This is a genomic window from Salinarimonas ramus (genome assembly GCF_014645695.1).
Classification (GTDB): domain Bacteria; phylum Pseudomonadota; class Alphaproteobacteria; order Rhizobiales; family Beijerinckiaceae; genus Salinarimonas; species Salinarimonas ramus.
On sequence record NZ_BMMF01000012.1, the window covers coordinates 88,826 to 112,037 of the forward strand.

The window sequence follows — 23,212 nt, forward strand, 5'->3', positions numbered from 1 at the left end:
GTCGCCCGATCAAGGATCGCGGCGTGCGCCGCTCACTCCCAGACGACCTCGTTGTTGCGCACCGTGATCGTCGAGGCGCTGCAATAATCGACCGGCTCCTCGAAATAGGTGCCGTCGGAAAATTCCATGCGCGTCAAGACGCTGCAATCACCCTTGTCGGTTCCGAAATCCATGATGAAGGTTTCGCCCGGGGCGACGATCTCGTCGAGCCAGTTATGGCTCCAGGATCCACCTTCTCGGGTCGCGAAGTTGAGGATGTTGGCGTTCGATCTATTGACCAGATCGAATTTCCATTCCGTCGCGGACGTCGGAGCGGAGGCGAAGACCATCATCGATGAAACACAAACGGCCAGGACCGATGCACGCATGGGGGATACCCTTCAGGAGCGCTGAGACCTCGATCCTTGCACGACTTCGGTGCCGGGCCAAGGAGCGAATCTATTCGGTATTGGGATATTGGAAGATTTGTTTTCGCGCCGCCTGCGCCGCCATGACACGTCGTTTTCGGCGGCGCCAATCGGCACGTGTCGCGCTCGGCGTATCACCGCAACGAAGCATCAACCATCGCTTTTCAACATTTATTACGGCGCCGGCGCATACTTTCCCATCACCCGTCCCGGATGCGAGTTCATGCGCCAGCTCTACCTCTGCATCGTCGAGCCTCACGACATCGCGCTCACGCTCCTGGCGCTCCTGGTCTGCGTGCTGTCCACGCTCACGGCGTTCCGGCTCTACCAGCGCGCTCGCGCGAGCAACCGGCGCACGGGTCTCCTCCTCGTCCTGGCGATGGGCCTCGTGGCTGGCCTCGGGACCTGGTCGACGCATTTCGTCGCGATGCTCGCCTATCGCCCGTTCGCGGCGGCGGATTACGGCATCGGCGGGACGCTCGCGTCCCTCGCCGTCGCGATCGTCGTGATGGGCTGCGGCTCCGTCGTCGCCTTCGCCTCGGCGAGCGCGGTCGGCCGCCTCGCCGGCGGCGCGCTCGTCGGTGCCGGCGTCGCCGCGATGCACTATCTCGGCATGTCGGCGCTCGTCCTGCCGCTGCCGGTCGCCTACGATCCCGGTTTCGTCGCGGTCTCCGTGGTCGCGGGCTGCGTCCTCGGCGCGCTCGCCTTCGCGGGAGCCGGCGACGCGACGCGCCGTGCGCAGGTCCATATCGGCGCCGGCGGGCTCGCGGCGGCCATCGCGGCGATGCACTTCACAGGCATGGCCTCCATCGAGACGGCGAGCGTCGTCGATGCCGTCGCGGGTGCGCGCCATCCCAAGATCTTCTGGCTCGCGGCCGGCATCGTCGTCGCCATGCTGCTCGTTCTCGGCATCGGGCTCGCCGCGATCCTCGTCGACGCCCGCGCCCGGCGCGGGGAGGCGACGCGGCTTCGCGCCTTCGCCGACGCCGCCTTCGAGGGCCTCGTCGTCGCCGAGGGCGACGTCGTCGTGGACGCCAACGCCGCCGCCTGCGCGCTCACCGGCCGGATGCTGGCGGAGATCCGCGGCACGCCGCTCTCGACCTTGCTGGGCCCCGCTCTCACCGAGCGCCTCGCGCAGGCCGCGGATGCGCAGACCGTGGAGGGGGCCCTGCGCGCGCCGGACGGCACGCGCATTCCCGTGACGGTGGCGCGACGCACGCTGGAATGCGAGTCGACCGGCCGCGTCGTCGTGGCTCTGCGCGACCTGCGCGAGCGCGAGGCCGCCTCCCAGCGCATCCGCTTCCTCGCGAGCCACGACGCGCTCACCGGCCTGCCCAACCGCGCCGCCTTCGCGGACGCGCTCCAGGAGGCGCTGGAAGAGGCCGACGCGGGCACGAGCGCGGGACCGATCGGCCAGGTCGCCGTCCTGTGCGTCGATCTCGACCACTTCAAGAGCGTCAACGACCTGCACGGCCACGCGGTCGGCGACGCCGTCCTCGTCGAGGCGGGGCGGCGCATGCGCCCGCTCCTGTCCGCGGGCGCGACCCTCGCGCGGCTGGGCGGCGACGAGTTCGCGATCGTTAAGCCTCTGCGTGACCGCGCCGCGGGCGAGGCCGTGGCGCTCGGTGAGCGGCTGCTCAAGGCTTTCGAGGGCGAGTTCGTGCTCGACGGCGGCGTGCGCGCTCGCCCCGGCGCCAGCATCGGCTTGGCGATCTCCCCGGAGGACGGTACCGATCCGCAGCGCCTCCTCGCCAATGCCGACATGGCGCTCTACCGCGCGAAATCCGAAGGGCGCGGGCGCCTGCGCACCTTCGACGCGGCCATGGACGCGCGCCTGCGCGAGCGCTACGCGCTGGCCGCCGAGCTGCGCGAGGCCATCCCGCGCGGCGAGCTCTCCCTCCATTTCCAGCCGCAGATCGCCGCGCCCACGGGCGAGGTCGTCGGCTTCGAGGCGCTGGTGCGCTGGCATCACCCCACCCGCGGGCTCGTCCCGCCCGCCGAGTTCATCCCGCTCGCCGAGGAGAACGGCCTCGTCCTCCAGCTCGGCGAATGGGTGCTGGCCCGCGCCTGCGCGGAGGCGGCGACGTGGGAGCGGCCCTACAAGGTGGCGGTGAACCTCTCGCCCGTGCAGTTCCAGTCCCACGACCTTCCCGAGACCGTCTGGGAGATCCTCCTCGCGACCGGCCTCGCCCCGGCGCGGCTCGAGCTCGAGGTGACGGAGACCGCCATCATCGACGACATGGACCGGGCGCTCAACATCCTGCGCCGGCTCAAGAACCTCGGCGTCACCATCGCCATGGACGATTTCGGCACCGGGTACTCGTCGCTCGCGACGCTCCAGGCCTTCCCGTTCGACAAGATCAAGATCGACCGCTCCTTCGTCTCACGGCTGGAGAGCCAGCCGCAGGCGGCCTCGATCGTGCGCGCGGTGCTGGGCCTCGGGCGCAGCCTCGGCATGGGCGTCGTGGCGGAGGGCGTCGAGACGCACGCGCAGATGCGCTTCCTCTCGGCGGAATCCTGCGACGAGGTGCAGGGCTACCTGTTCGGCCGGCCGATGCCGGCGCGGGACATTCCCGAGCTGCGCCGCGGGGGCGATGCGCTCGACGCGGCCGATGGGGGGAGCCGATCGGAGAAGCGAGCCGGCAACGCCGCCTGAAGCTGCAATCGGAAAGATGCGGCCATCGCCGCGCGATATCGCTTGCAAGGGCCGCGCTTCGCCGCAATTTTGCCCGTCGGGCGAAGCTTACACGGGCGGCCTCGGATCGCCCGAGGCATGAGCGGGGACGGCGTGCGGATGCGCTCCGGGTGGGCTGAGCGAAATCGGTGCGGAGGATGAACGAATGAGTTTCCCCACGGCCCTGGAGCAGCTGTTCCTCGAGCTCGTCAACCAGGCGCGCGCCGACCCAGCCGGCGAGCTCGCGCGCTTCAACGCGCTCAACGACTCGCTTCTGCCCGGCCGGCAGGACATGGGCAATCTGAACGAGGGGCTCTCGGCCGGCCGTATCTCCGCCGATCCGAAGCAGCCGCTCGCCTTCATCCCGACGCTGGGCGACGCGGCGCGCGGCCACAGCTCCGACATGCTCCGCCAGAGCTACTTCGCCCATCAGGGCCTCGACGGGCGCTCGCCGAGCGAGCGTGGCTTCGCGGCGGGCTGGGATCGTGGCGCGAGCGGCTGGACCTTCGGCGAGAACATCGCCTTCTCCGGCAGCACCGCCCCCGGCTATGCCGAGCGGGTCGAGACGCTGATCGCGCACCATCTCGGCCTGTTCCAGTCCTCCGGCCACCGCGTCAACCTGATGAACCCGGACTTTTCTGAAACCGGTGTGGGCCAGGCCATGGGCGCCTACACGATCAACGGTGCCACCTACGGCTCGAGCTCGCTCTTCACCCAGAAGTTCGCCGATGCGGGGCGCACCTACATCACCGGCGTGGTCATCGACGACCGCGACGGCGATCGCTTCTACGACATCGGCGAGGGCAGGGGCGGCATCGAGATCGTCGCGACCGGCGCTGCCGGCGCGGTGGCGACGGCCACGTGGGATGCCGGCGGCTACACGCTTCAGGTGGCGCCGGGCACCTACACCGTGACCTTCTCCGGAACCGCGCTGGCGAGCCCCGTCGTGCGCACCGTCACCGTCGGCGCAGACAACGTGAAGGTCGACGTGCGCGTCCAAGACGCGGGCGCGCCGACGATCGGCGACGGCGGCCAGACCCCCGGCACCGGCGTGCCGGTCGCCGGCGACGGCACGCTGCGGCTCCTGCCCGGCATGGAGCGCGTCGCCGGCACCGTGGGCCTCGACACGCTCGTCGTCGATGCCGGCCGCGGCGCGATCGTGGTCGACGTGCAGCCGGACGGGTCCGTGACCGTCGCCGTCGGCGGCGCGGCACCCGTCGTGCTCACCTCCGTCGAGCGCGTGCGCCTCGACGACGGCACGGTCGCCTTCGACGTCGACGGCGCCGCGGGCAAGGCGTACCGCCTCTACGAGGCCGCCTTCGACCGCACCCCCGACGAGGGCGGGCTCGGCTTCTGGATCGGCGTGTTCGACGCCGGCGCCTCGATCCAGGCGGTCGCCGCCGCCTTCGTCGGATCGGCGGAGTTCGCGAGCCTCTACGGCCAGGTCGACGACGCGGGCTTCGTCGACCTGCTCTACCGCAACATCCTCGACCGCGCCGGCGAGGCGGGGGGCACGGCCTACTGGATCTCCGAGCTCGCCGACGGCATGTCCCGCGGCGACGTCCTGGCCTCGTTCTCCGACGGCACCGAGAACCGCGCGCGCACCGCCGACGCCATCGCCGACGGCATCTGGTACGTCTGAGACGCGCGCGTCCCTATCGCGCGGCCCGCCGCCGCGCGATCGCATCCTCGAAAGCAGCCCGGTAGCCTTTGCCCAGCGCCTCGCCGGAGAACATGGCCTCGTAGCGTTCCAGCGCGCCGGCGCCGAGGCGCTCCGCAAGGCCGGGCTCGTCGGCGAGGCGGCGCATGGCGCCGGCGAGTGCCGGCGGATCCTCGGGCGGGACCACGAGGCCGCTCGCGTCGTGCGCGACGACGAAGCTCGTGCCCGTGCCGATCTCTGTCGAGATCGCCGGCTTGCCCGCCATGGCGGCCTCCACCAGCACCATGCCGAAGGCTTCCGAACGCAGATGCGAGGGCAGCACCAGCGCGCGCGCGGCCGAGAGGAGCGCGTGCTTCTCGGCGTCGGTGACGAAGCCGGCGAAGCGCACGTCCGCGCCGGTCTCGTGCGCGATGGATTCGAGCCGCTGGCGCTCCGGCCCGTCGCCGGCGACGACCACGGTCGTGCCCGCCTGCGCCGCCGCGCGGACCAGGAACTCGACGCCCTTGTAGTAGCGCAGCACGCCCAGGAAGAGGAAGAACGGCCGCCCCTCGAGACTCAGCCGCGCGAGGACGCGCGCGTCCGCCTCGGGCGCTTGCGCCGGGCGCACGATGCCCAGCGGCACGACGCGCACCCGCGGCGCGACCTCGGGCACCGACAGGATCGGGCTCGTCGCGGCATAGGACGGCGCGTTGGCGACGATCACGTCCGCATGGCGCAGATGCCGGCGCATCAGCGGCGCGTAGAGGCGTCCGAGGGTGCGCTGGCGCACGATGTCGGAGATGTAGGTGAGGACGACCGGGCGATCGCGTCGGCCGAGCACGCCCATCAGGTCGGCGAAGGGCCAGGGGTGGAGGTAGTGCACCACGTCCGCCTTCGCCGCGAGCGCCCGAAAGCGAATCAGCGCTTCCGGCCCTCCGAGATCGCAGGAGGCGGGCGCCGCATAGGAGCGCGCGCGCACCACCGTCGCCTCGTCCATCCGGATCGTCGTCGGCCGCGGGTCGGGTGAGAGCGTGAAGATCGTGCTCTCGACCCCGAGCGGCGCCGTCGCTCGGCAGATCTGGCGGATCGCCTCCTGCAGCCCGCCGGGCGGATCGGGAAAGTAGGTGCGGTAGACGTGGAGGACGTTGAGCGTCATCGGCGCGGGTTCGCTCGCGCGCTCAGGCTGCCGTGCCGAGCATCCAGGCGATCGTCTCCTCGATCGGCCGAGGATCGAAGCCGCCGAGGACGCTGGACAGCCGCGTGCGGTCGCCGACGAGGACCGGGATGTCGCGAGCGCGCACGAAGCGCGGGTCGACCTCGACGCGGATGTCGTGGCCGGTCACGTCCCGGCAGATCGCGATGACGTCGTCGAGGCTGCGATCGACGCCGCTGCAGACGTTGAGCGTCTCGCCCACGGGCGCGACGGCGAGGAGGCGGCGATAGGCGTCGACCACGTCCCGCACGTCCGAGAAGTCGCGCCGAACGTCGGTGTTGCCGAGCGAGATCGTCTCGGCCCGGCGCGCGAAATGCGCCACGATCTTCGGCACGAGAAAGCGCTCGGACTGGCCGACGCCCGTGTAGTTGAAGGGGCGCACGAGCACGATGGGCAGCCGGTCGGCATAGGTCCGGCACAGGTGCTCCATGGCGACCTTGGACACGCCGTAATCGTTGGCCGGCCGCACGGGGCTCGTCTCCGCGAGCGGCGTGCCCTCGCCCGCGCCGTAGACGTTGGCGCTCGAGGCCACGAGCACGCAGGCCGCGTCCCCGGCTTCGGCGACGAGCGCCTCGAGCAGGCGGCGCGTGCCGATGACGTTCGTGCGGTAGTAGGCCTCCGCGTCGCCCTCCGCCACGAAGGCGATGGCGGCGAGGTGGACGACGTTGGTCGGGCGCGCCTCGGCGACGAGGCCGCGCAGGGCCTCCTCGTCCATCAGATCGGCGGGGCGGTAGGCGACGCCGTCCTCGAAGCCGGCATCCGGAGAGGCGCCGGTGGCGAAGACCTCGTGCCCGTCGGCGCGCAGCGCACGCACGAGGTGGCGACCGGTGAATCCGGTCGCCCCGGTGACGAGGGTGCGCGGCGCTACCGCCATCAGAAGGAGGTCCCGCGCGCGACGCGGGCCATGTCGGCCTCGACCATCATGCGGGCGAGCTCCTCGAGCGAGGTCTGCGGCTTCCAGCCGAGCTCGCGCTCTGCCTTGCCGGGATCGCCGATGAGGAGATCGACCTCGGCGGGACGGTAGAAGCGCGGGCTCACCCGCACGACCACCTGCCCGTTCGACGTGTCGCGCCCGACCTCGGCTTCGCCGTCGCCCTCGAAGGCGATGTCGATCCCGGCGGCCCGGCCGGCGAGGCGGACGAAGTCGCGCACCGTCTCGGTGCGGTTCGTCGCGAGCACGTAGGTGTCGGGCGTGTCCGTCTGGAGCATGCGGTACATGCCGTCGACGTACTCGGCCGCGAAGCCCCAGTCGCGCTTGGCATCGAGATTGCCGAGCTCGAGCACGTCGAGCTTGCCCGCCGCGATCCGCGCCAGCGCGTCGGTGATCTTGCGGGTGACGAACTCGCGCCCGCGAAGCGGCGATTCGTGATTGAACAGGATCCCGCTCACCCCGAAGATGTCGTAGCTCTCGCGGTAGTTGATCGTCATCCAATGCGCGTAGAGCTTCGCGACGCCGTAGGGGCTGCGCGGATAGAAGGGCGTCGTCTCCGTCTGCGGGACGGCCTGGACCTTGCCGAACATTTCCGACGTCGAGGCCTGGTAGAAGCGGATCTTCGGGTCGAGGATGCGGATCGCCTCGAGAAGGTTCACCGGGCCGATGCCCGTGATCTCGGCGGTGGTCACCGGCTGCTCGAAGGAAACGCCCACGAAGCTCTGGGCCGCGAGGTTGTAGACCTCCTTGGGCTCGGCGCGCTCGATCAGGCGCAGCGTCGCCGACAGGTCGGTCAGGTCGTACTCGACGAGCTCGAGGCGCTCGTGGTCGCGGATGCCGAGCTCCTCCAGGCGCCAGAAATTGACGCTCGATGTGCGCCGATAGGTGCCGTAGACGCGGTAGCCCTTCTCCAGGAGCAGGCGCGCGAGATACGCGCCGTCCTGTCCGGTGATCCCGGTCACGATCGCCTTCATGATGTCTCGTCCTTCGTTCGTCTCGCGGGCGCCAGCGATAGAGCGCACCCGCGCCCGACGCAAGCGCCTCAGCGCTCGCGCAGCCCGTGGTTGATGGCGTCCATCAACGGCTTGATGAGGTAATCCATCATCGTCCGCTCGCCGGTGGGGACGACCACCTCCGCCGGGACCCCGGGGCTGACGCGCTGACCGCCGAGCTTCTGCATCTCCTCGGCGGAGACGCGCACCTGCGCGAGGAAGTACTCGACGCCGGTGTTGCGATCGATCAGGCGATCGCCGCTCATCGACTCGACGCGCCCGAAGATCGTCGGCGTGCGGCGCATGTCGAGCGTCACGAACCGCACCTCGGCATTGTTGCCGCGAGCGATCTCGTGGATGGAGGCCGGGGAGACGCGCGCCTCGATCAGCAGCTCCGAGCCCACGGGCGCGATCTCCAGGAGCGGCTGGCCGGGGCTGATGACGGCGCCGATCGTGGTGACGCTCACCGCCTGGGCGATGCCGCTTTCCGGCGCCATGACCTCCAGGCGGTCGAGCACATCCTGGGCGGCGACGAGCTGCTGCTCGAGATCGAGGATCTGGCTCTCCACGTCGCGCAGCTGGGTGACCACGTCCTCGCGGAACTGCTGGCGCAACTGCACGATCTGCAGCTCGGCCTCGGCGATCGCCTCGGATGCGCGGGCGCGCCGCGACATGACCTCGCCGACCTCTCCCTGGAGCCGCGCCGATTCGCGCTCGAGACCGAGGAACCGCGGGCGGGCGATGAGGCCGTCCTCGAGGAGCGGGCGCAGGTCGGCGAGCTCGCGCTCGATGATGTCGATCTGGCGCGCCTTGGAATCCTCCTGCGCGTCGAGGCCCTCGATGTCGCTGCCGAGCTGGACGATCTTCTGGCGCAGGAGCTCGACCTGACCCTCGAGCGAGCGGCGGCGCTCGTCGAAGAGGGACTGCTCCCGGGCGAGCGCGTCGGCGGCGGCGGGGTCGATCTGCGCGCGCTCGACCAGATCCGCGTCGAATGCGATCGTGTCGCTGTCGTCGCGCTCGGCGACGAGGCGCGAGGCGTAGGCGCGCCGCGCCGTGAGCTGGTTGCGCAGGCGCTCGGCGCGCGCGACCGCCTGGACAGGGTCGAGCTTGAACAGGAGATCGCCCTGCCGGACCGTCTGGCCCTCGGCCACGTGGATCTCGGAGATGATCCCGCCTTCGAAATGCTGGACGACGCGCTTGCGCCCCTCGGCGATGACGGTCGCCGGCGCGACCACCGCGCTCGCCAGCGGCGCAAGGGACGCCCAGGTCCCGAAGCCGAAGAACGTCACGCCGACGATGACGATGCCGCCGATGATGGTGCCGCGCGCGCTGCCGGGGAGATGACGCTTCTTCGCAGGCTTCGCCTTGGCGGCGGGCCTGGCCTTGTCGGCCGGCTTCGCCGTCTCGGCGGGAACGGGGCTCTGCGCGGGTTGGTCCCGAGTGGGCTCACCCAATTGCATGTGTCGTCTCCGGTGGTCTCGTATCGTGCCGCTGCTGGATCGTGCGCAGCGCGGCGTGCGCGTCGGCTCGGCTCGTGTCGCGTCAGGCGGACGCCGCCGGCGCCTGCGGCGAACGGAAAGCACTCACATTCGAATTGGGCGCCTGCATGGCGGCGAACACGACCTCGGGACGGTCGAACTTGGCCACGGCGCCGTCGACCAGGACGAGGACCTTGTCGACGACCGACAGGAGCGAGGTGCGGTGGCTGATCACCACCACGGTACGACCCGCCTGCTTGGCGTTGGTGATCGCTGCGGCGAGCGCCTTCTCGCCCTCCTGGTCGAGGCTCGAGTTCGGCTCGTCGAGCACGATGATCTTCGGATCGCCGTAGACCGCGCGGGCGAGAGCGACCCGCTGGCGCTGGCCGCCGGAGAGCGAGCGGCCGCCGTCGCCGACCATCGTCTCGTAGCCGTCGGGCAGGCGCAGGATCATCTCGTGCGCGCCGGCGATCTGCGCGGCCTCGATGACCTTGTGAGGGTCGAGCTCGCCGAAGCGGGAGATGTTCTCGGCGATGGTGCCGCCGAAAAGCTCGACCTCTTGCGGCAGGTAGCCGATATGCGGACCGAGCTCCTCGGGGTCCCAATGCTCGATCTCCGCGCCGTCGATGCGCACGTCGCCCGCCGCCGCCGTCCACACGCCGACGAGGGCGCGCGCGAGGGTCGACTTGCCGGCGCCCGAGGCGCCGACGACGGCGATGACCTCACCCGGCGCGAAGCGTGCGCTCACGCCCTTGAGCGTGGGCACGTTGGAGCCGGGAGGTGCCACGACGAGCCGCTCCATCGTCAGCTCGCCCTGCGGCGCGGGCAGCGACATGCGCTCCTTGTCCGTGGGGATGGCGGAGAGCAGCGTCTTGATGCGGCCATAGGCGGCGCGGGCGGTGACGAACTGCTTCCACTGACCGACGGCGGCTTCCACGGGCGCGAGGGCGCGACCCATGATGATCGAGGCCGCGATCATCGTCCCGGCGCTGATGTCGCCGAGGATGACGAGGTAGGCGCCGACGCCCAGGATCGCCACCTGGAGCGACATGCGCACGGCCTTGAAGCTGCCCATGACGGCACCCGCGCGATCGCTCGCGACCGCCTGGAGCGAGAGCGTGTCGAGGTGCAGGTCGTGCCAGCGGCCGAGCACGGCGCGGGCCATGCCCATCGCGTGGACGGCCTCGGCGTTGCGCAGGCTCGAGGAGACGTACTGGTTCGCCGCCACCGACGCCGAGGAGGCCTCGCCCAGCGCCTTGCGGGTGAGGAGCTCGTTCATGACGGCGAGCGTGAAGATGATCAGCGCGCCCACGAGAGCGACGATGCCGATCCAGAAGTGCATCAGGAAGCAGACGGCGATGAAGATCGGCACCCACGGCGCGTCGCAGAAGGCGATGACGCCGGCGCCGGTGATGAACTCGCGCAGCGAATCGACGTCGCGCGGCGCCTGGCTGTAGCTCTGCCCGGGCATGCGCACGTAGCCGCGGAAGGCGGTGTTCACGACGTTTCCGGCGAGCAGCGAATCGAACAGCACGCCCGTGCGCACGAGGATGCGCGAACGCACGATCTCCAGCATCGCGTAGACGGCGAGGAGGCCGATGGCGAGGCCGGTGATGACGAGCAGCGTCACCTCGCTGCGGCTCGCGAGCACGCGGTCGTAGACCTGCAGCATGTAGAGCGGACCGACGAAGACCAGCAGGTTCAAGAAGAAGCTGAAGATCAACACCGCGACCACGTTACCACGACAGCGGGCGATGGCGGACTTCAATACCGCGAGTCCGTCGTTCGTCACCTGCTTCTTCATGTCCCCAACCCTTCGACCGGCACCGGGGCTTCCACCTTTCGAGGTGGATCCGGGCCCTGCACGCGCGCGGTGCCTCGCGCTCTATTCAGGCGATTGTATGGTAGCTGTCGTTGAGCCAGATGACCGACCCGTCGACGCCCACGATCTTCACGTCGGTCCCGACGACCTCGACGTCCTTGAGCCAGCCGACCAGGCTGCTCCCGCCGTCGACCACGAGAAGGTCCTCGCCGAAGTCGAAATGATCGATGCGCGCCTCGCCGCCCGTGAACAGAAGAACGTCGATGACGCCCTTCATGAAGGCGTGCTGCGAGGTGTCGAACGACGCGTCGTGGAACGTGATGTTCATCAGCGGCGGCGCCGGGTTCGGAGCCGCGACGGGACCCTCGGGCAGGTCCGTGCCGAGGTCGCCCGGGGCGCCGTCCTCGAGGAGGCCGTCGGAGCCCGCGCCGAGATCGTCCGCGATGACGTCGAGGACGACCTCGCCGCCGGCCTTCGCCTTGCCCTTGCCGGTCTCGAGCATGTCGAGGGAGGCGAGCGCGATGACGATGGGCTTGTCGGAGCCGATGAGGTTGGGCGCCTTGGCGGCGTCGAAATCGCCGTCGAGCTTCACCACGGTGATGGAATCCGCCACCTTGCGCGTGACGTCGGCGAGCGCGGGCCCGCGCTCCGTCGTCGTGCCGCCCTCGGAGGAGGGAGGCGGCGTCGAGCCGGCGCTCTCGCTGCGGCTCGCGGCCGAACGCGTCGCCGCGGTCTCGCCGCCGGCCGCTTCCGCCGGGCGGCGCGGCTCCGGGGTGGCCTCGGCGCCGGCCTCGTCGGCGTGGACGGTCGCCGTGTGCGTGCTGTCGACGGCGATGCCGGCCTCGGCCGGCCGCTCCGCGACGACGGCGTGGCCGCGCGTCTCGACGCCGACCGTGGCGTCGGAGAGATTGGGAAGATCGACCAGCGCGACAGCGTCCACCTCGCCGCCCTCGGGCGCGTCGGCGACCTGCGCGTCCGCCCCGTCGTCGCGGCTGCGCAACGGCTCGCCCTCGGCGTCAACCCGCACGGCGGAGGCGACGCTCGGGTCGGCGATGACGTCGGTGGATGCGCTCGCCACGGAGACGTCGGCCGACGTCTCCGTCGGCTCGGCCAGCGTCGTCGCGATGATCGCAGCCGCGACCGCGCCGAACACGACGCCCCCGGCGAAGGTCGCCGGCGCATTGCCGTCGCGGTTCAGCACGCGCCAGAAGAGCGCGACGAAGCCGTCGTGCGCCGCCGTCTCGGCGACCTCCTCGCGGGACTGCGCCTCGGCCGCCTGGGCCTGCTCGACGCTGCGCGCCACCTCTGCGAGGACGACGGCCGCCGCCACGAAGGCGGTGAGCACGGAACGCGGGTGGATGACGACGTTGGAGCCCGCGCTCTTGCGCGGCAGGGCGAGCGGCGCGCCGTCGAGCATGCCGTCCGCGACGGCGCGGAAGTCGCGCCCGCGATAGGTCGCGCCCGTCGCGGCGTTGGCGACGATCAGCTCGCCGTCGATTCGCGCGATGTGGACTACGACCTCGGACGTGTCCATCTGCTCGAACACGGCCCATGGATCGCCCTCGTCGGACACGCCCGTGGCGAGCGCGACGCTCAGCCCCGCTTCCGCGAGGCGATCGCGGACGCGGTAGAGCTCTGCGATCTCCTGAGTCTTCCAGTCGCGCACCTGCGCTTCGGCCGCTTCGCGCGCACGCTTGCGCTCGGCAAACTGGAACATCACCGGCATCTTGGATCGGCCCCCTCGATCGCAACGCGACCGTATGCGGAAATCACACGAATGATACACCACACCGGCGCAACAAGCCAGTGGCCGTCCACATTCGTTTGGGCGTCAGAAGAACAGTTCCTGATCCGAGCCCAGCGAGAAGGCCGGCTCCGGCTTCTTGGCCGCCTGCATGCGCGCGAGCTGGTCGCGCAGGGCGACGAGCCGCTCGAAGACCGAGACCTGCTGCATCGACAGCAAATGCGCGTAGGCGAAGGGCAGGGCGCCCGAGCGGCGCAGCCCCAGGAAGGCCTCGTCGGGGAGCGCCGTCATGGCGGCCTCGTCGACGCGGTAGAGGCCCTCGAACCGGCGCGGCGGGTCCCCCGCGGCCTCGAGCGGCCAGGGCTTGAGCACGTCCGCCGCGGCCAGCGATGCGACGGCGGCGCGGGTCTGAGCGCGGCTCTGCTCGAGATCGCCGAGGAACTTGAGGACGTCGGAGACCGCCTTCGTCAGCGTCCCGTCGGCCTCGAAGAAGCGCTCGCCCGCCTCGCCGGCGGGGCGCAGATGCGAATCGTCGACGCACAGGATGCCCTCGCGCCCGTCGCTGCCGCGGGCGAGCGCGAAGGGGTGGCCGCGCAGGAAGGCGGGAACGTAGCCGCCGAGCCAGGCGCCGTCGGCGGACACGAACATGTTCGTGTCCGGCACGAGCGAGAGCAGCCCCACGGCGACGAAGGCGTCACCGTCCTTGAGCAGCGCGATGGGCATGGTCGAGGAGACCTTCGCCACCTCCGCCAGCACCACGGGCACGACCTGCCTACGCGCGGCGAAGCCGTAATTGTCGAAGCGGGTCCAGACCTTGTCGGCGTGGGTCTCGCGGCTGACGGCGACGAGCGGCATGTCGGACCTTTCTCCGGGGCTGTTCGCCCCGGTCTTCGCGTTTTTCGCCGGGGCGCTCCGCTCCGGTCTGCGTGTGCTCGGGACCGGTGGGCCGGACCTCAGATGGTCTGGTTGTAGGCGCCGACTTCCGGGTTCTCCCGCAGGATCCCGTCCATCGCGTGGAACATGGCGCGCATGCGCTCCTCGGAGACGGGGCTCTCGACGACGACGACGAGCTCGGGCTTGTTGGAGGAGGCGCGCACGAGACCCCACGTCCCGTCCTCCAGCGTGACGCGGATGCCGTTGACCGTCACCACGTCGGCGATCGGCGCGTCCGCGATCGTGCCGCCCTGCGAACGGACCGCCTCGATGCGGGCGATCACCTTGTCGACGACGTCGTACTTCACCTCGTCGGCGCATTTCGGCGACATGGTCGGCGAGCCCCAGGTGCGGGGAAGCGCGCCGTAGAGGTCGCTCATGCTGCGCTCGGGGTTGCGGTCGAGCATCTCCAGCACCGCGATGGCGGTGAGGAGGCCGTCGTCGTAGCCGTGGCCGACGGGCGCGTTGAAGAAGAAGTGCCCCGACTTCTCGAAGCCGGCGAGCGCGTTCAGCTCCTTCACCCGCGACTTGATGTACGAGTGGCCGGTCTTCCAATAATCCGTGCGCGCACCGAGCCGCGTCAGCTCGGGATCGGTCATGAACAGGCCCGTCGACTTCACGTCGACGACGAATTGCGCGTTCGGGCTCAGCGAGGCGAGATCGCGCGCGAGCATGACGCCGATCTTGTCGGCGAAGATCTCACCGCCCGTCTCGTCGACGACGCCGCAGCGATCGCCGTCGCCGTCGAACCCGAGGCCGACGTCGGCGCCGTTGGCGCGCACCGCGTCCGCGAGAGCATGGAGCATCTCCATGTCCTCGGGGTTCGGGTTGTAGCGTGGAAAGGTGTGGTCGAGCTCGCAATCGAGCGGGATCACCTCGACGCCGAGCCGCGAGAGCAGGCCCGGCGCGAAGGCGCCCGCCGTGCCGTTGCCGCAGGCCGCGACGACCTTGAGCGGACGCCGGATCGAGCGGCCGCGGGCGAGGTCGTCGAGATACGTCTCGGCGAAGCCCTCGACGAACTCGTAGCCGCCGCCGGGGCGCGTCGGCGCGGCACCCGCGAGGACGATCTCCTTGAGCCGGCTCATCTCGGCGGGCCCGAAGGTGAGCGGGCGGTCGAGGCCCATCTTCACGCCGGTCCATCCGTTGTCGTTGTGCGAGGCCGTGACCATGGCCACGCACGGGCAATCGAGCGCGAACTGGCCGTAGTAGGCCATGGGCGAGAGGGCGAGGCCGATGTCCTTCACCCGCATGCCGCCCGCCATGAGGCCGGCGACGAGGGCGAGCTTGATGGAGGCGGAATAGGAGCGGAAATCGTGGCCGACCACGATGTCCGCCCGCACCCCACGCTCGTGGACGAGCGCCGCGATGCCGAGCCCGAGCGCCTGCACGCCCATCAGGTTCAGCTCGGAGCCGAACAGCCAGCGCGCGTCGTATTCGCGAAAGCCCGTCGGCTTGACGAGCGGCTTCGCCTCGTAGGCGTAGGTGTTCGGCGAGAGCGCCGCTTCGGGCTTCGGGAGCATGCTCGTACGGTCTCCTGGCGCGTCAGACCCGGTTGTAGATGTCCTCGAGGCGGACGATGTCGTCCTCGCCGAGATAGGAGCCGGACTGCACCTCGATGAGCTCGAGCGGGATCTTGCCGGGATTCTCCAGGCGGTGGACCGCGCCGAGCGGAATGAAGGTCGACTGGTTTTCGTGGACGGTCTTCTGCTCCTCGCCCACGGTGACGAGGGCGGTGCCGCGCACCACGATCCAATGCTCGGCCCGGTGGAAGTGCTTCTGCAGCGACAGCCGCCCGCCTGGCTTGACCACGATGCGCTTGACCTGGAAGCGCTCGCCCCGGTCGATGCCCTGGTAGGAGCCCCACGGGCGGAACACCTCGGTGTGCTCGGCGAGCTCGGGGCGGCCGCGGCGCTCGAGCTCGCGCACGAGCGTCTTCATCGCGTCCTGGCGCGACCGATCGTAGACGAGCGTCGCGTCGCGCGTCTGGACCACCGCGAGGTTCGAGACGCCGACGAGGCAGACGAGATCGTCCGCGCGCACGTAATTGTCGCTCGCCTCGACGAAGACCGCGTGCCCCTTCTTGCCGAGATGGACCGCGTTGCCGGCGGCGTCCTTCTCCGCGATCTCCCAGACCGCGTGCCAGGAGCCGACGTCGGACCAGCCCATGGAGACCGGCACGACGCGCGCCTGCGAGGTCTTCTCCATGACGGCATAGTCGATGGAGAGCGCCGTCGCCTTGGCGAAGGCGTCGGCCTCGAGCACGATGGAGCCGGCGTCGTCGCCGGCCTGCGACACCGCCTGGCGGACCGCCTCCACCGTCGCCGGGTCGAAGCGCTCGTACTCGGCGAGCAGGCTCTCGACGCGGAAGAGGAAGTTGCCGGAATTCCACAGGTAGCCGGAGCCGACGTAGTCCGCCGCGCGCTCGGCGTCGGGCTTCTCGACGAAGGCGTCGAGGACGAGCACGCCCTCGTCCTTCGTCGCCGCGCCGGGCTTGAGGTAGCCGTAGCCGGTGGCCGGATGGTCGGGCTCGATGCCGAAGGCGACGGCGCCGCCGAGGCGGGCCGCGCCGGCGGCGCGCGTCACCGCCTGGCGGAAGGAGACCTCGTCGCGCACGACGTGGTCGGAGGCGAGCACCAGCATCAGCGCGTCCGGGTCACGCGCGGCGAGGAGAGCCGCGCCCGCGGCGATGGCCGGGCCGGAATCGCGGCGCATGGGCTCGAGCACGATCTCGGCCTCGATGCCGATCTCGGCGAGCTGCTCGCGGACCATGAAGTGGTAGCGGTGGCCCGTCACCACGACGGGCTTGGCGAAGAGCGCGGGATCGGAGACGCGCAGGATCGTGTCCTGGAAGGTCGAATGCCCGCCCATCAGCGTGATGAACTGCTTGGGAGCCGCCTCGCGGGACGCCGGCCACAAGCGCGTGCCGGCGCCGCCGGCCATGACGAGAGGGGTGATGCGGGACATGCGCGTGCTCCTTGTCGCGCTGCGTGTGCCCCGAAACGCCCGCCCTGACAAGGGGGCATGGCAAGGGAGGCTTATGCCAAGGGAGGCTCGGAGACGGGAGACGATCGAAGCAGCGGGCGGGTCACCGCTTTCGCCGTGGCGCGAATACGAAGAGCGCCTCGCGGCGGCAGCGGCGAGGCGCCTCGTAGGGCGATGGCGATCCGAGCGGCCGGGCGGGTTCCCGCCGGCGCTCAGCCGAAGAGGATACGATGCGTGATGGGGTCGTAGTAGCGCATCAGCTCGCGCACGAAGGAGGCGGGCTCCTTCTCGAGCGCCGTGGCGAAGGCCTCGTAGCGCTCCGGCGGGATGCGCCCGCGGCCGGCTTCGATCTGCGAGATGAAGGTGTAGTACTCCACGCCCACGGCATTGGCGAGCTGGCGCTGGGACAGGCCCGCCTCCTCGCGCAGGGATTTGAGCCAGCGACCGGCGTCCTGCCGGAGCTTCTGCGTTTCTGCCGGTGCCTGGCCCTGCTGCGGGTGCGCGTACATTCTCGCCTCACTCCCCGTATGCCGGGGTATCAAAGTCACTGTATATGATGGCGAGCTTTCGGACGCTTGTCGAGTCTTTCCATCGCGAGTTTCCAATCCGCGATGCCGCAGGCCCGCACGCGCTCACAGAATCGAATATCCGTCGTCCGTGTCTGGAATGAGGCGCGCGCCGAATTCCGGCAGGAGCGTGAAGTGCGCGAGTACGTCCGCGGCATCCCCCCGGTCGTCGGCCAGGAAGTCGCGCCAGAAGGCGACGCCCTCCGCATCGCCGCCGCGGCCCAGCACGTTCTCGTAGAAGCGCGCGACGAGGACGTCGTCGCTCATGGCGTGCACGGGCGCGCCGTGGAGCGCGGCGAATTCGGGGCTCGCCACGAAGGCATCCGCCACCTGCTCGAGGCTCCAGCCCTCCGCCATGGCGCGCGTCCAGAACAGCAGGCCGCCCTCGTCCGGCGTGCGGTCGAAGGCGCCGCCGTAGAGGAGGTAGGCCGAGCGCGCGTGCGGCTCGGGCAGGCCGCTGATCCGCACGCCGCCATCGGTCTCGACGCGCTCGATGCCCATCTCCCAGTCGCTCTTGACCTCCTGCGCGATCCCGATGGGCGTGGCGCCGGGCGGGGGAGCGACGGTGTTCACGAACACGAACTGCTCGGGCGAGAGGTCCGCGATGGTGATGTCGTGGAAGAGCAGCGCCTGGTCCTCGTCCAGGCGCAGCATCACGTCGGTGCCCACCTGCTGCAGCCAGGGCAGGACCTCGTCGAAATGCTCGAAATGGAAGCCGTCGAGGCGCACCTTGTCCTGGTTGCCGATAGCGTTGGAGAAGTCGAGGATCGCGTCGTTGCCGTCGCCGTCGCGCACGATGTAGACGTCGATGCCGCGGCCGCCGCGGAAGACGTCGTTGCCGCCGCCGCCGTCGATCTCGCAATAGGGCGCATCCGACGCGCGGACGTAGTTGTCGAGGTCGTTGCCGGTGACGTAGCGCGCCCAGTCGCCACGCAGGATCACCTTGACGTCGTCGGCATCCATCGTCGTGCGCCAGGCCCAGCTCTCGGGCGCGCCCGTCTTGGTGAGGTCCGAGAAGGCCGTCGCGGGATCGATCGGCGCCCAGTGCTCGGGAATGGCGACGGGTGCGCGCTCCGGCGGGAGCTGGTAGACGCGGATCGAGTCGATGCGCATCTCCGCGGGGAAGGGCGTCGTCGCGTTCGGCATGCCGGGCCAGTAGCCGCCCACCGCGAGGTTCGCCAGCACGTACATCGGCTGCTCGACGTTCCGGTTCGCGGCGCGCCCGACCTCGATGTCGTCGAAGTACCAGATCACCTCGTCGGCGTTCCACTCGACGCCGTAGGTGTGGAAGCCGTCGGCGGAATCGAACAGGTCGTCGACCCGCGCCACGTGATCGGCGGTTTTGCGGCCGCGCTCGTCGACGTAATGCTGTGTCGCGTAGAGATTGTCGGTCTCGTGGCCGAGCACCTCGACGACGTCGATCTCGGGAGGCCATTGACCGTCGATGGCCAGCATCCAGAAGGCCGGCCACAGGCCACGCCCCTCGGGCATCTCGGCGCGGATCTCGAAATACCCGTATTGCGACGAGAACGACTGCTCGGAGGTGATCATCCCCGAGACGTAGTCGCGGTTCTCGATGAGCGATCCGATCCCGTCCGGGGCAGGCTGCGCCGTGATGACGAGCGCGCCGTTCTCGATCCGGAACGGGTCGAGCCCGAGCCCCTCGTAAGCCGGATCGACGTAGAATTGCTGCTCGTTGTTGCCGCTCTGCGTGCGCCAGCCCCAATAGCCCTCCGTCTTCCAAATGCCGGTGGAGCGGCCGTCGTAGAGGGAGACGTCGTCGAACTCCTCGGAGAAGAGCAGGCGGTGGTTCGAAAGGTTGGGCATGGGCGTGCTGCGGCTCGACCTGGGGAAGGTCCGGGGAGAGGGTCGATGCCGAATGTGACCGTGGTCACACGTATAGGATCAGATTTCTTTTGAAAAGACCGAAGTCCTTCGAAGAAAAAAGTTCCGAATCGGCATGACCGATCTACCCGGACCGGTCATGCCAAGCAACAACGATGACGTAAACAAAAGGTAATGGGCAGCCGAAATTCTGACTCAATTCGGGCACGGGCCCTGACGAGCCCGTGCCCCATATGCGGCGAGCGCCGTCAGACGACCCAATAGCCGTCGACGATGTCGGGAGCGACTCGCTGGCCGAATTCCGGCAGCAGCGTGAAGTTGGCGAGCACGTCGGCGCGATCGCCCCGGCCGCTCGCGAGATAATCGTCCCAATAGGCCACGCCCTGCGCGTCGCCGCCGCGGCCGAGCACATTCTGGTAGAGCAGGTCGACGAAGCGCTCGTCCGACACCCGCGTGCCGTAGAGCGAGGCGAATTCCGGGCTCGCGATGAAGGCCGCCGCGACGCCGTCGACGGTGGCGCCGCGAGCGAGCTGGTTCGTCCAGAAGAGGAAGCCGCCCTCGTCCGGCGTGCGGTCGAAGGCGCCGCCGTAGAGCAGGTAGGCCGCGCGCGCGAAGGGCTCGGCGAGGCCGTAGAGATAGGCGCCGTCGGTGGTCTGGACGCGCTCGATGGAGACGAGCGTATCCGTCGCCGTCCCGGCGGCGACGTAGACGCGCCCGTCGCTCGCGAGATCGACACGGATGGAGCTGCGCGGCCCGAGATATTCCACCGTGTCGTAGTCCCGGCCGCCGTCGATCCAGTTGCCGGAGGCGGCGCGCACGAAATAGTCGTTGCCGTCCTGCCCGTAGACCAGCGCGCCGTCGCCGTAGATGCGCACGACGTCGGCGCCCGTGGAGCCGAAGGCGGTGCTGCCCGGGGCCTCGAGCGTGATCTCGTCGGCGCCGTTCAGCGCGGCGGCGAAGACGTTCGCGTCGTCGGCGGGCGAGAGGGTCTCGACGGCGCGGTAGACGGCGGAGGCGCGCAGGCTCACGTCCTCGGCCCGCCAGACGATGGTGTTCGTGCGCGTGTCGACCTCCGCGACGCTCTGCACGATGCCGTCGTAGAGCGAGAAGCCGTCGTACAGGAAGCCGTAGCCGCCGAGCACCAGCGCGCGATCGGTGAAGCCGTCGGAGGCGAAGAGGTAGAGCGTGTCCTCGCGCACCGCGCTGCCCGCCGGGCGCAGGAACGAGCCCGGCAGGAAGTCGGCGCCCGTCTCGTTTCGCAAGAACCAGTTCAGGTCGGGCTCGATCATGTTTATCGGGCCGTACGCGTCGACTAGGGCCATCTCGTCCTCCACGTTCCGGATGCGACCATCCGCGGATCAGGTATGCCGCGGATCATCGTTGCTCGTGCATGAACGCAGCATGAGCGGCTCGGTTTGCGGCGAGCTGGCGTCGAGCGGCGAAAAAATGCGCGGACGAGGGTGCGAAGGACGTCCTCGCCAGCCGCGAGCGACGGGTGTATGGATCGGACGCCCCGCCTCGGGGCGGCGTTCCGCTTCGATGCCCCTGCTCCGCGCACTCCTCCTCGTCCTGTGCCTCGCCGCCACCGCTCTGGTGACGACGCAGACGCCCTGCGTCGCGGGCGTCGAGGCCGCGACGATCGAGGTGTCCGCGCAGGATTGGGATCCCGTCGCGGCTCCGCTGCCGCGGGCACCGGAGCTGCCGCTGCCCTCCGGCCGGCCCGCGAGGGCCGATACGCTCCCCCGCGTCGCGGCTGGCTCCGCCGCTCCCGTCTCCGTCGGTCAGACCGGGCCTCCGCGTCCGGACGATTCGCTCATCCGCAATCGTCCGCAACGTGGAGAACATTCATGGGTGCCCTCGTCGGCCTCCTGACGGTCTGCCTGGCCTTCCCCTTCGTCCTGGGGCTGTCCTGGGCGGTGCTCGTCTTCCTCTCGGATTGAAGAAACGAACCACCCGCCGCGGCCTACTCGGCCGCGGCCGCCGTCATGGCGAGTGCGCGTCGGCTCGATCCGGAACGCGACGCGCTCTGACCGCGTAGGCGAGCGGCGCGTTCAGGACGGGAGCGTCCTGCGGCCCGCGCACGGGATATCGCGCAGCATGGGCGAGCGCGAGATCCGAGAGCATCGCGAGGCGCAGCCGCGCGAGCTTGAACGGGCCGGGGAGGCCGACCACGGTCGCGGCCGTCGAGAATGGACCCCAGAACAAGGCATCTACGGCGTCGATGCGGAAGCCCGCCTCCTGCAGCCGGCGGCGCCAGAAGCTCGGCGTGCCGCGGTGATAATCGTCCGGATGGCCGTGAACGCGAAACACGAACGGTACGACGAAGAACAGCATGCCACCGTCCCTCGTCACCCGATGCAGCTCAAGCAGCGTCCGTTGGAGATCGTAGATGTGCTCGAACGTGTTGAGCGATAGGACCACATCGTAGCGCTCGTCTTCGACGGGCAGGTGCGTCTCCGGAGTGATCACGTAAGTGGGGCGCGTGCCCTCGTCGATATTCGCAGATTCGTAGGTCACGTCGGCAGCGGGTGCGTGCCAGCGCGACCGGATGGCCGCGTAGTTCGTCTGCTCACCGCCACCGAAGTCGAGCACCTTGCCACCCAGCCCGAGATCGGCGAGGCGCTCGTACTCGAGGCAGCGCAGAAGGCTCTGGCGCGAAACTTCGGGCCAGAAGCGACGAAGCCTGCGCAGCGAGGGGCGCCGCCAAGCGACCTCCGGCTCCGGTGTCATGACCCTTCTCCTCCGTTGTCGGGCTCCCGCGAAGCCTTGCCGTAACGCGCCCCGACGATTGCCGCCGTCGCGAGGCTCGCGAACAGGTCGCGCAGCACGAAGGCCAGCGCTGCGCCGAGAACCCCCAGGGACGCGACCAGCGCGAGCATCGTCGCGATCGAGATGCCGGCGCGGGCGAGGACGAGATGCAGGAAGGTGGCCGCATCGAGCTGCGCCCGCACGAACCGGAACTGCAGACGTCCCAGCATTCCGACCGCGACACCCGCGGTCATGATCTGCGCGTAGGGGATCGCATCCATGTAGCGCTCGCCGGCCAGGACGGGCAGGAGCCAGGGCACAACCACCAGCGCCGTGAACGCGCACGCGCCGGCGAGCATGACGGAGGCGGCCAAGGAGACGCGCTTCAAATCGCGCCCGAACCTCCTCGTTCGTGCGAGCAGGGGGTCGAGCGAGGCAATCGCCTCGCCGACGGCCGCCTGCAGCAGGCTGGGGACGCGCAGAGCAACGACATACACGGCGAGCGCCTCCGGGGAGACGAACCAGTAGAGGAGAAGCCGATCGAGGTTCTGCGCGAGCAGTGCCGGCAGCTCGTAGACGCTCACTTCCACGCCGTAGCGTGTCGCGCCGGCCTCCTCCAGCCCGGTCCTCGGGACCGCGCGCAGGCTCCAGAGGATGCCGAGAACGTTGCAGGCACCGGGGACGATCACGGTGGCGAGAACGACCGGGAGGAACGGCTCCTCGAAGGCGAGCGCACATGCGACGACCGCGCCCGCGCGCACCACCGCGCCGCTCGCGTCGGCCACGAACAGCACGTCGTAACGATCGAGCCCCACCGCGGCGTTTCGCCAGAAGGTGAGGCCCGCCCAGGGCAGGAAAGCCGCCGCAATTGCCATGAGCGCCGTCGAGACGAGAGCGCGGTCGGCGTCCCCGAGGAGAGCCGCCGCCGCCGCGAGAAGTGCGGCACCCAGTATCGCTCCGGCGGCGGAGATCGCGATCGCGCGTCGATAGCCTCCGCCCGCGCCTCGTGCGATGCCCTGCGCCTGTGCGTTGCCGAGACCCGGGAGCCCGAATACGCGCGCAGCATCGGCGATGGCGAGAACGAGCGCCTGCGCCGCGAACTCGGCCGGATCGAGCACGCGCGCGAGAACGACGAACACCGCGATCCCGCTCGCGATCTCGATGGCCTTGCGCCCGAGCAGCAGCGGTGCCCGCATCGCGGCGAAGGCGACCACCGCCTTCTCGTGAGAGTTCATCTG

Annotated in this window: 18 protein-coding genes; 3 read left to right on the forward strand and 15 right to left on the reverse strand. The window is 70.0% G+C overall.

The genetic code is table 11. The features are described from left to right. Positions 1-32: 32 nt before the first annotated feature. A complete protein-coding gene (locus IEX89_RS18720; protein WP_188914781.1) occupies positions 33-368 on the reverse strand; it encodes a hypothetical protein in 336 nt (111 codons plus the stop codon). A gap of 262 nt (positions 369-630) precedes the next feature. Between IEX89_RS18720 and IEX89_RS18725 the strand changes: the two genes are divergently transcribed. Both IEX89_RS18725 and IEX89_RS18730 read left to right on the forward strand, forming a co-directional pair. Beyond that, positions 631-3,063 carry a bifunctional diguanylate cyclase/phosphodiesterase gene (locus IEX89_RS18725; protein WP_188914782.1) on the forward strand — a complete coding sequence of 811 codons (2,433 nt, stop codon included), beginning with the start codon at positions 631-633 and terminating at the stop codon, positions 3,061-3,063. 184 nt (positions 3,064-3,247) lie between these two features. Then, positions 3,248-4,723 carry a DUF4214 domain-containing protein gene (locus IEX89_RS18730; RefSeq protein ID WP_188914783.1) on the forward strand — a complete coding sequence of 492 codons (1,476 nt, stop codon included), beginning with the start codon at positions 3,248-3,250 and terminating at the stop codon, positions 4,721-4,723. A gap of 13 nt (positions 4,724-4,736) precedes the next feature. On the opposite strand, the gene IEX89_RS18735 is transcribed toward IEX89_RS18730, so the two are convergent. The 12 genes from IEX89_RS18735 to IEX89_RS18790 all read right to left on the reverse strand — a co-directional run bounded on the left by IEX89_RS18735 (position 4,737) and on the right by IEX89_RS18790 (position 20,548). Further along, positions 4,737-5,876, reverse strand: coding sequence for a glycosyltransferase (locus IEX89_RS18735; protein WP_188914784.1), 1,140 nt, complete (start codon positions 5,874-5,876; stop codon positions 4,737-4,739). A gap of 22 nt (positions 5,877-5,898) precedes the next feature. Then, the gene (locus tag IEX89_RS18740; protein ID WP_188914785.1) at positions 5,899-6,807 is read right to left on the reverse strand and encodes an NAD-dependent epimerase/dehydratase family protein; all 909 of its coding nucleotides are present in this window, start codon (positions 6,805-6,807) and stop codon (positions 5,899-5,901) included. Continuing rightward, positions 6,807-7,838, reverse strand: coding sequence for a GDP-mannose 4,6-dehydratase (gmd, locus tag IEX89_RS18745; protein ID WP_188914786.1), 1,032 nt, complete (start codon positions 7,836-7,838; stop codon positions 6,807-6,809). Before gmd ends, IEX89_RS18740 begins: the two co-directional genes overlap by 1 nt. Before the next feature lie 68 nt (positions 7,839-7,906). Then, complete coding sequence (locus IEX89_RS18750) at positions 7,907-9,316, reverse strand: HlyD family type I secretion periplasmic adaptor subunit (protein WP_188914787.1); 1,410 nt, start codon at positions 9,314-9,316, stop codon at positions 7,907-7,909. An 82-nt stretch (positions 9,317-9,398) separates the two neighbouring features. Then, positions 9,399-11,126 (reverse strand): type I secretion system permease/ATPase, encoded by a 1,728-nt coding sequence (locus IEX89_RS18755; protein ID WP_244645572.1) that lies wholly within the window; start codon positions 11,124-11,126, stop codon positions 9,399-9,401. A gap of 97 nt (positions 11,127-11,223) precedes the next feature. Further along, positions 11,224-12,873: a hypothetical protein gene (locus IEX89_RS18760; protein WP_188914789.1), complete on the reverse strand. Its 1,650-nt coding sequence runs from the start codon at positions 12,871-12,873 to the stop codon at positions 11,224-11,226. A gap of 114 nt (positions 12,874-12,987) precedes the next feature. Continuing rightward, positions 12,988-13,755, reverse strand: coding sequence for a SapC family protein (locus tag IEX89_RS18765; protein ID WP_188914790.1), 768 nt, complete (start codon positions 13,753-13,755; stop codon positions 12,988-12,990). Positions 13,756-13,853: 98 nt separating this feature from the next. Continuing rightward, entirely contained in the window at positions 13,854-15,353 is a 1,500-nt protein-coding gene (locus IEX89_RS18770) for a phosphomannomutase/phosphoglucomutase (protein ID WP_188914791.1), read from the reverse strand. A gap of 22 nt (positions 15,354-15,375) precedes the next feature. Then, entirely contained in the window at positions 15,376-16,797 is a 1,422-nt protein-coding gene (locus IEX89_RS18775; protein WP_188914792.1) for a mannose-1-phosphate guanylyltransferase/mannose-6-phosphate isomerase, read from the reverse strand. A 230-nt stretch (positions 16,798-17,027) separates the two neighbouring features. Further along, positions 17,028-17,324: a helix-turn-helix domain-containing protein gene (locus IEX89_RS18780; RefSeq protein ID WP_188914793.1), complete on the reverse strand. Its 297-nt coding sequence runs from the start codon at positions 17,322-17,324 to the stop codon at positions 17,028-17,030. A gap of 123 nt (positions 17,325-17,447) precedes the next feature. Continuing rightward, positions 17,448-19,208, reverse strand: a complete 1,761-nt coding sequence (locus tag IEX89_RS18785; protein WP_188914794.1) for a family 16 glycosylhydrolase — start codon at positions 19,206-19,208, stop codon at positions 17,448-17,450. A 266-nt stretch (positions 19,209-19,474) separates the two neighbouring features. Then, complete coding sequence (locus IEX89_RS18790; RefSeq protein WP_188914795.1) at positions 19,475-20,548, reverse strand: DUF4214 domain-containing protein; 1,074 nt, start codon at positions 20,546-20,548, stop codon at positions 19,475-19,477. Between the two features lie 217 nt (positions 20,549-20,765). Between IEX89_RS18790 and IEX89_RS18795 the strand changes: the two genes are divergently transcribed. Continuing rightward, a complete protein-coding gene (locus IEX89_RS18795) occupies positions 20,766-21,098 on the forward strand; it encodes a hypothetical protein (RefSeq protein ID WP_188914796.1) in 333 nt (110 codons plus the stop codon). A 111-nt stretch (positions 21,099-21,209) separates the two neighbouring features. Here the strand turns inward: IEX89_RS18795 and IEX89_RS18800 are convergent, their stop codons facing one another. Together IEX89_RS18800 and IEX89_RS18805 are read right to left on the reverse strand one after the other, a co-directional pair. Continuing rightward, on the reverse strand, positions 21,210-21,956 hold the full coding sequence (locus IEX89_RS18800) for a class I SAM-dependent methyltransferase (protein ID WP_280513928.1): 747 nt from the start codon (positions 21,954-21,956) through the stop codon (positions 21,210-21,212). Further along, positions 21,953-23,209: a lipopolysaccharide biosynthesis protein gene (locus IEX89_RS18805; protein ID WP_188914798.1), complete on the reverse strand. Its 1,257-nt coding sequence runs from the start codon at positions 23,207-23,209 to the stop codon at positions 21,953-21,955. The genes IEX89_RS18800 and IEX89_RS18805 overlap by 4 nt, the downstream gene beginning before the upstream one ends. Between the last annotated feature and the right edge of the window lie 3 nt (positions 23,210-23,212).

What these genes read in the sequence shown, in the direction of transcription:
- IEX89_RS18720 (WP_188914781.1), bottom strand. Translation starts at nt 368, where the DNA reads ATGCGTGCATCGGTCCTGGCCGTTTGTGTTTCATCGATGATGGTCTTC.
- IEX89_RS18725 (WP_188914782.1), top strand. Translation starts at nt 631, where the DNA reads ATGCGCCAGCTCTACCTCTGCATCGTCGAGCCTCACGACATCGCGCTC.
- IEX89_RS18730 (WP_188914783.1), top strand. Translation starts at nt 3,248, where the DNA reads ATGAGTTTCCCCACGGCCCTGGAGCAGCTGTTCCTCGAGCTCGTCAAC.
- IEX89_RS18735 (WP_188914784.1), bottom strand. Translation starts at nt 5,876, where the DNA reads ATGACGCTCAACGTCCTCCACGTCTACCGCACCTACTTTCCCGATCCG.
- IEX89_RS18740 (WP_188914785.1), bottom strand. Translation starts at nt 6,807, where the DNA reads ATGGCGGTAGCGCCGCGCACCCTCGTCACCGGGGCGACCGGATTCACC.
- gmd (WP_188914786.1), bottom strand. Translation starts at nt 7,838, where the DNA reads ATGAAGGCGATCGTGACCGGGATCACCGGACAGGACGGCGCGTATCTC.
- IEX89_RS18750 (WP_188914787.1), bottom strand. Translation starts at nt 9,316, where the DNA reads ATGCAATTGGGTGAGCCCACTCGGGACCAACCCGCGCAGAGCCCCGTT.
- IEX89_RS18760 (WP_188914789.1), bottom strand. Translation starts at nt 12,873, where the DNA reads ATGTTCCAGTTTGCCGAGCGCAAGCGTGCGCGCGAAGCGGCCGAAGCG.
- IEX89_RS18765 (WP_188914790.1), bottom strand. Translation starts at nt 13,755, where the DNA reads ATGCCGCTCGTCGCCGTCAGCCGCGAGACCCACGCCGACAAGGTCTGG.
- IEX89_RS18770 (WP_188914791.1), bottom strand. Translation starts at nt 15,353, where the DNA reads ATGCTCCCGAAGCCCGAAGCGGCGCTCTCGCCGAACACCTACGCCTAC.
- IEX89_RS18775 (WP_188914792.1), bottom strand. Translation starts at nt 16,797, where the DNA reads ATGTCCCGCATCACCCCTCTCGTCATGGCCGGCGGCGCCGGCACGCGC.
- IEX89_RS18780 (WP_188914793.1), bottom strand. Translation starts at nt 17,324, where the DNA reads ATGTACGCGCACCCGCAGCAGGGCCAGGCACCGGCAGAAACGCAGAAG.
- IEX89_RS18785 (WP_188914794.1), bottom strand. Translation starts at nt 19,208, where the DNA reads ATGCCCAACCTTTCGAACCACCGCCTGCTCTTCTCCGAGGAGTTCGAC.
- IEX89_RS18790 (WP_188914795.1), bottom strand. Translation starts at nt 20,548, where the DNA reads ATGGCCCTAGTCGACGCGTACGGCCCGATAAACATGATCGAGCCCGAC.
- IEX89_RS18795 (WP_188914796.1), top strand. Translation starts at nt 20,766, where the DNA reads ATGCCCCTGCTCCGCGCACTCCTCCTCGTCCTGTGCCTCGCCGCCACC.
- IEX89_RS18800 (WP_280513928.1), bottom strand. Translation starts at nt 21,956, where the DNA reads ATGACACCGGAGCCGGAGGTCGCTTGGCGGCGCCCCTCGCTGCGCAGG.
- IEX89_RS18805 (WP_188914798.1), bottom strand. Translation starts at nt 23,209, where the DNA reads ATGAACTCTCACGAGAAGGCGGTGGTCGCCTTCGCCGCGATGCGGGCA.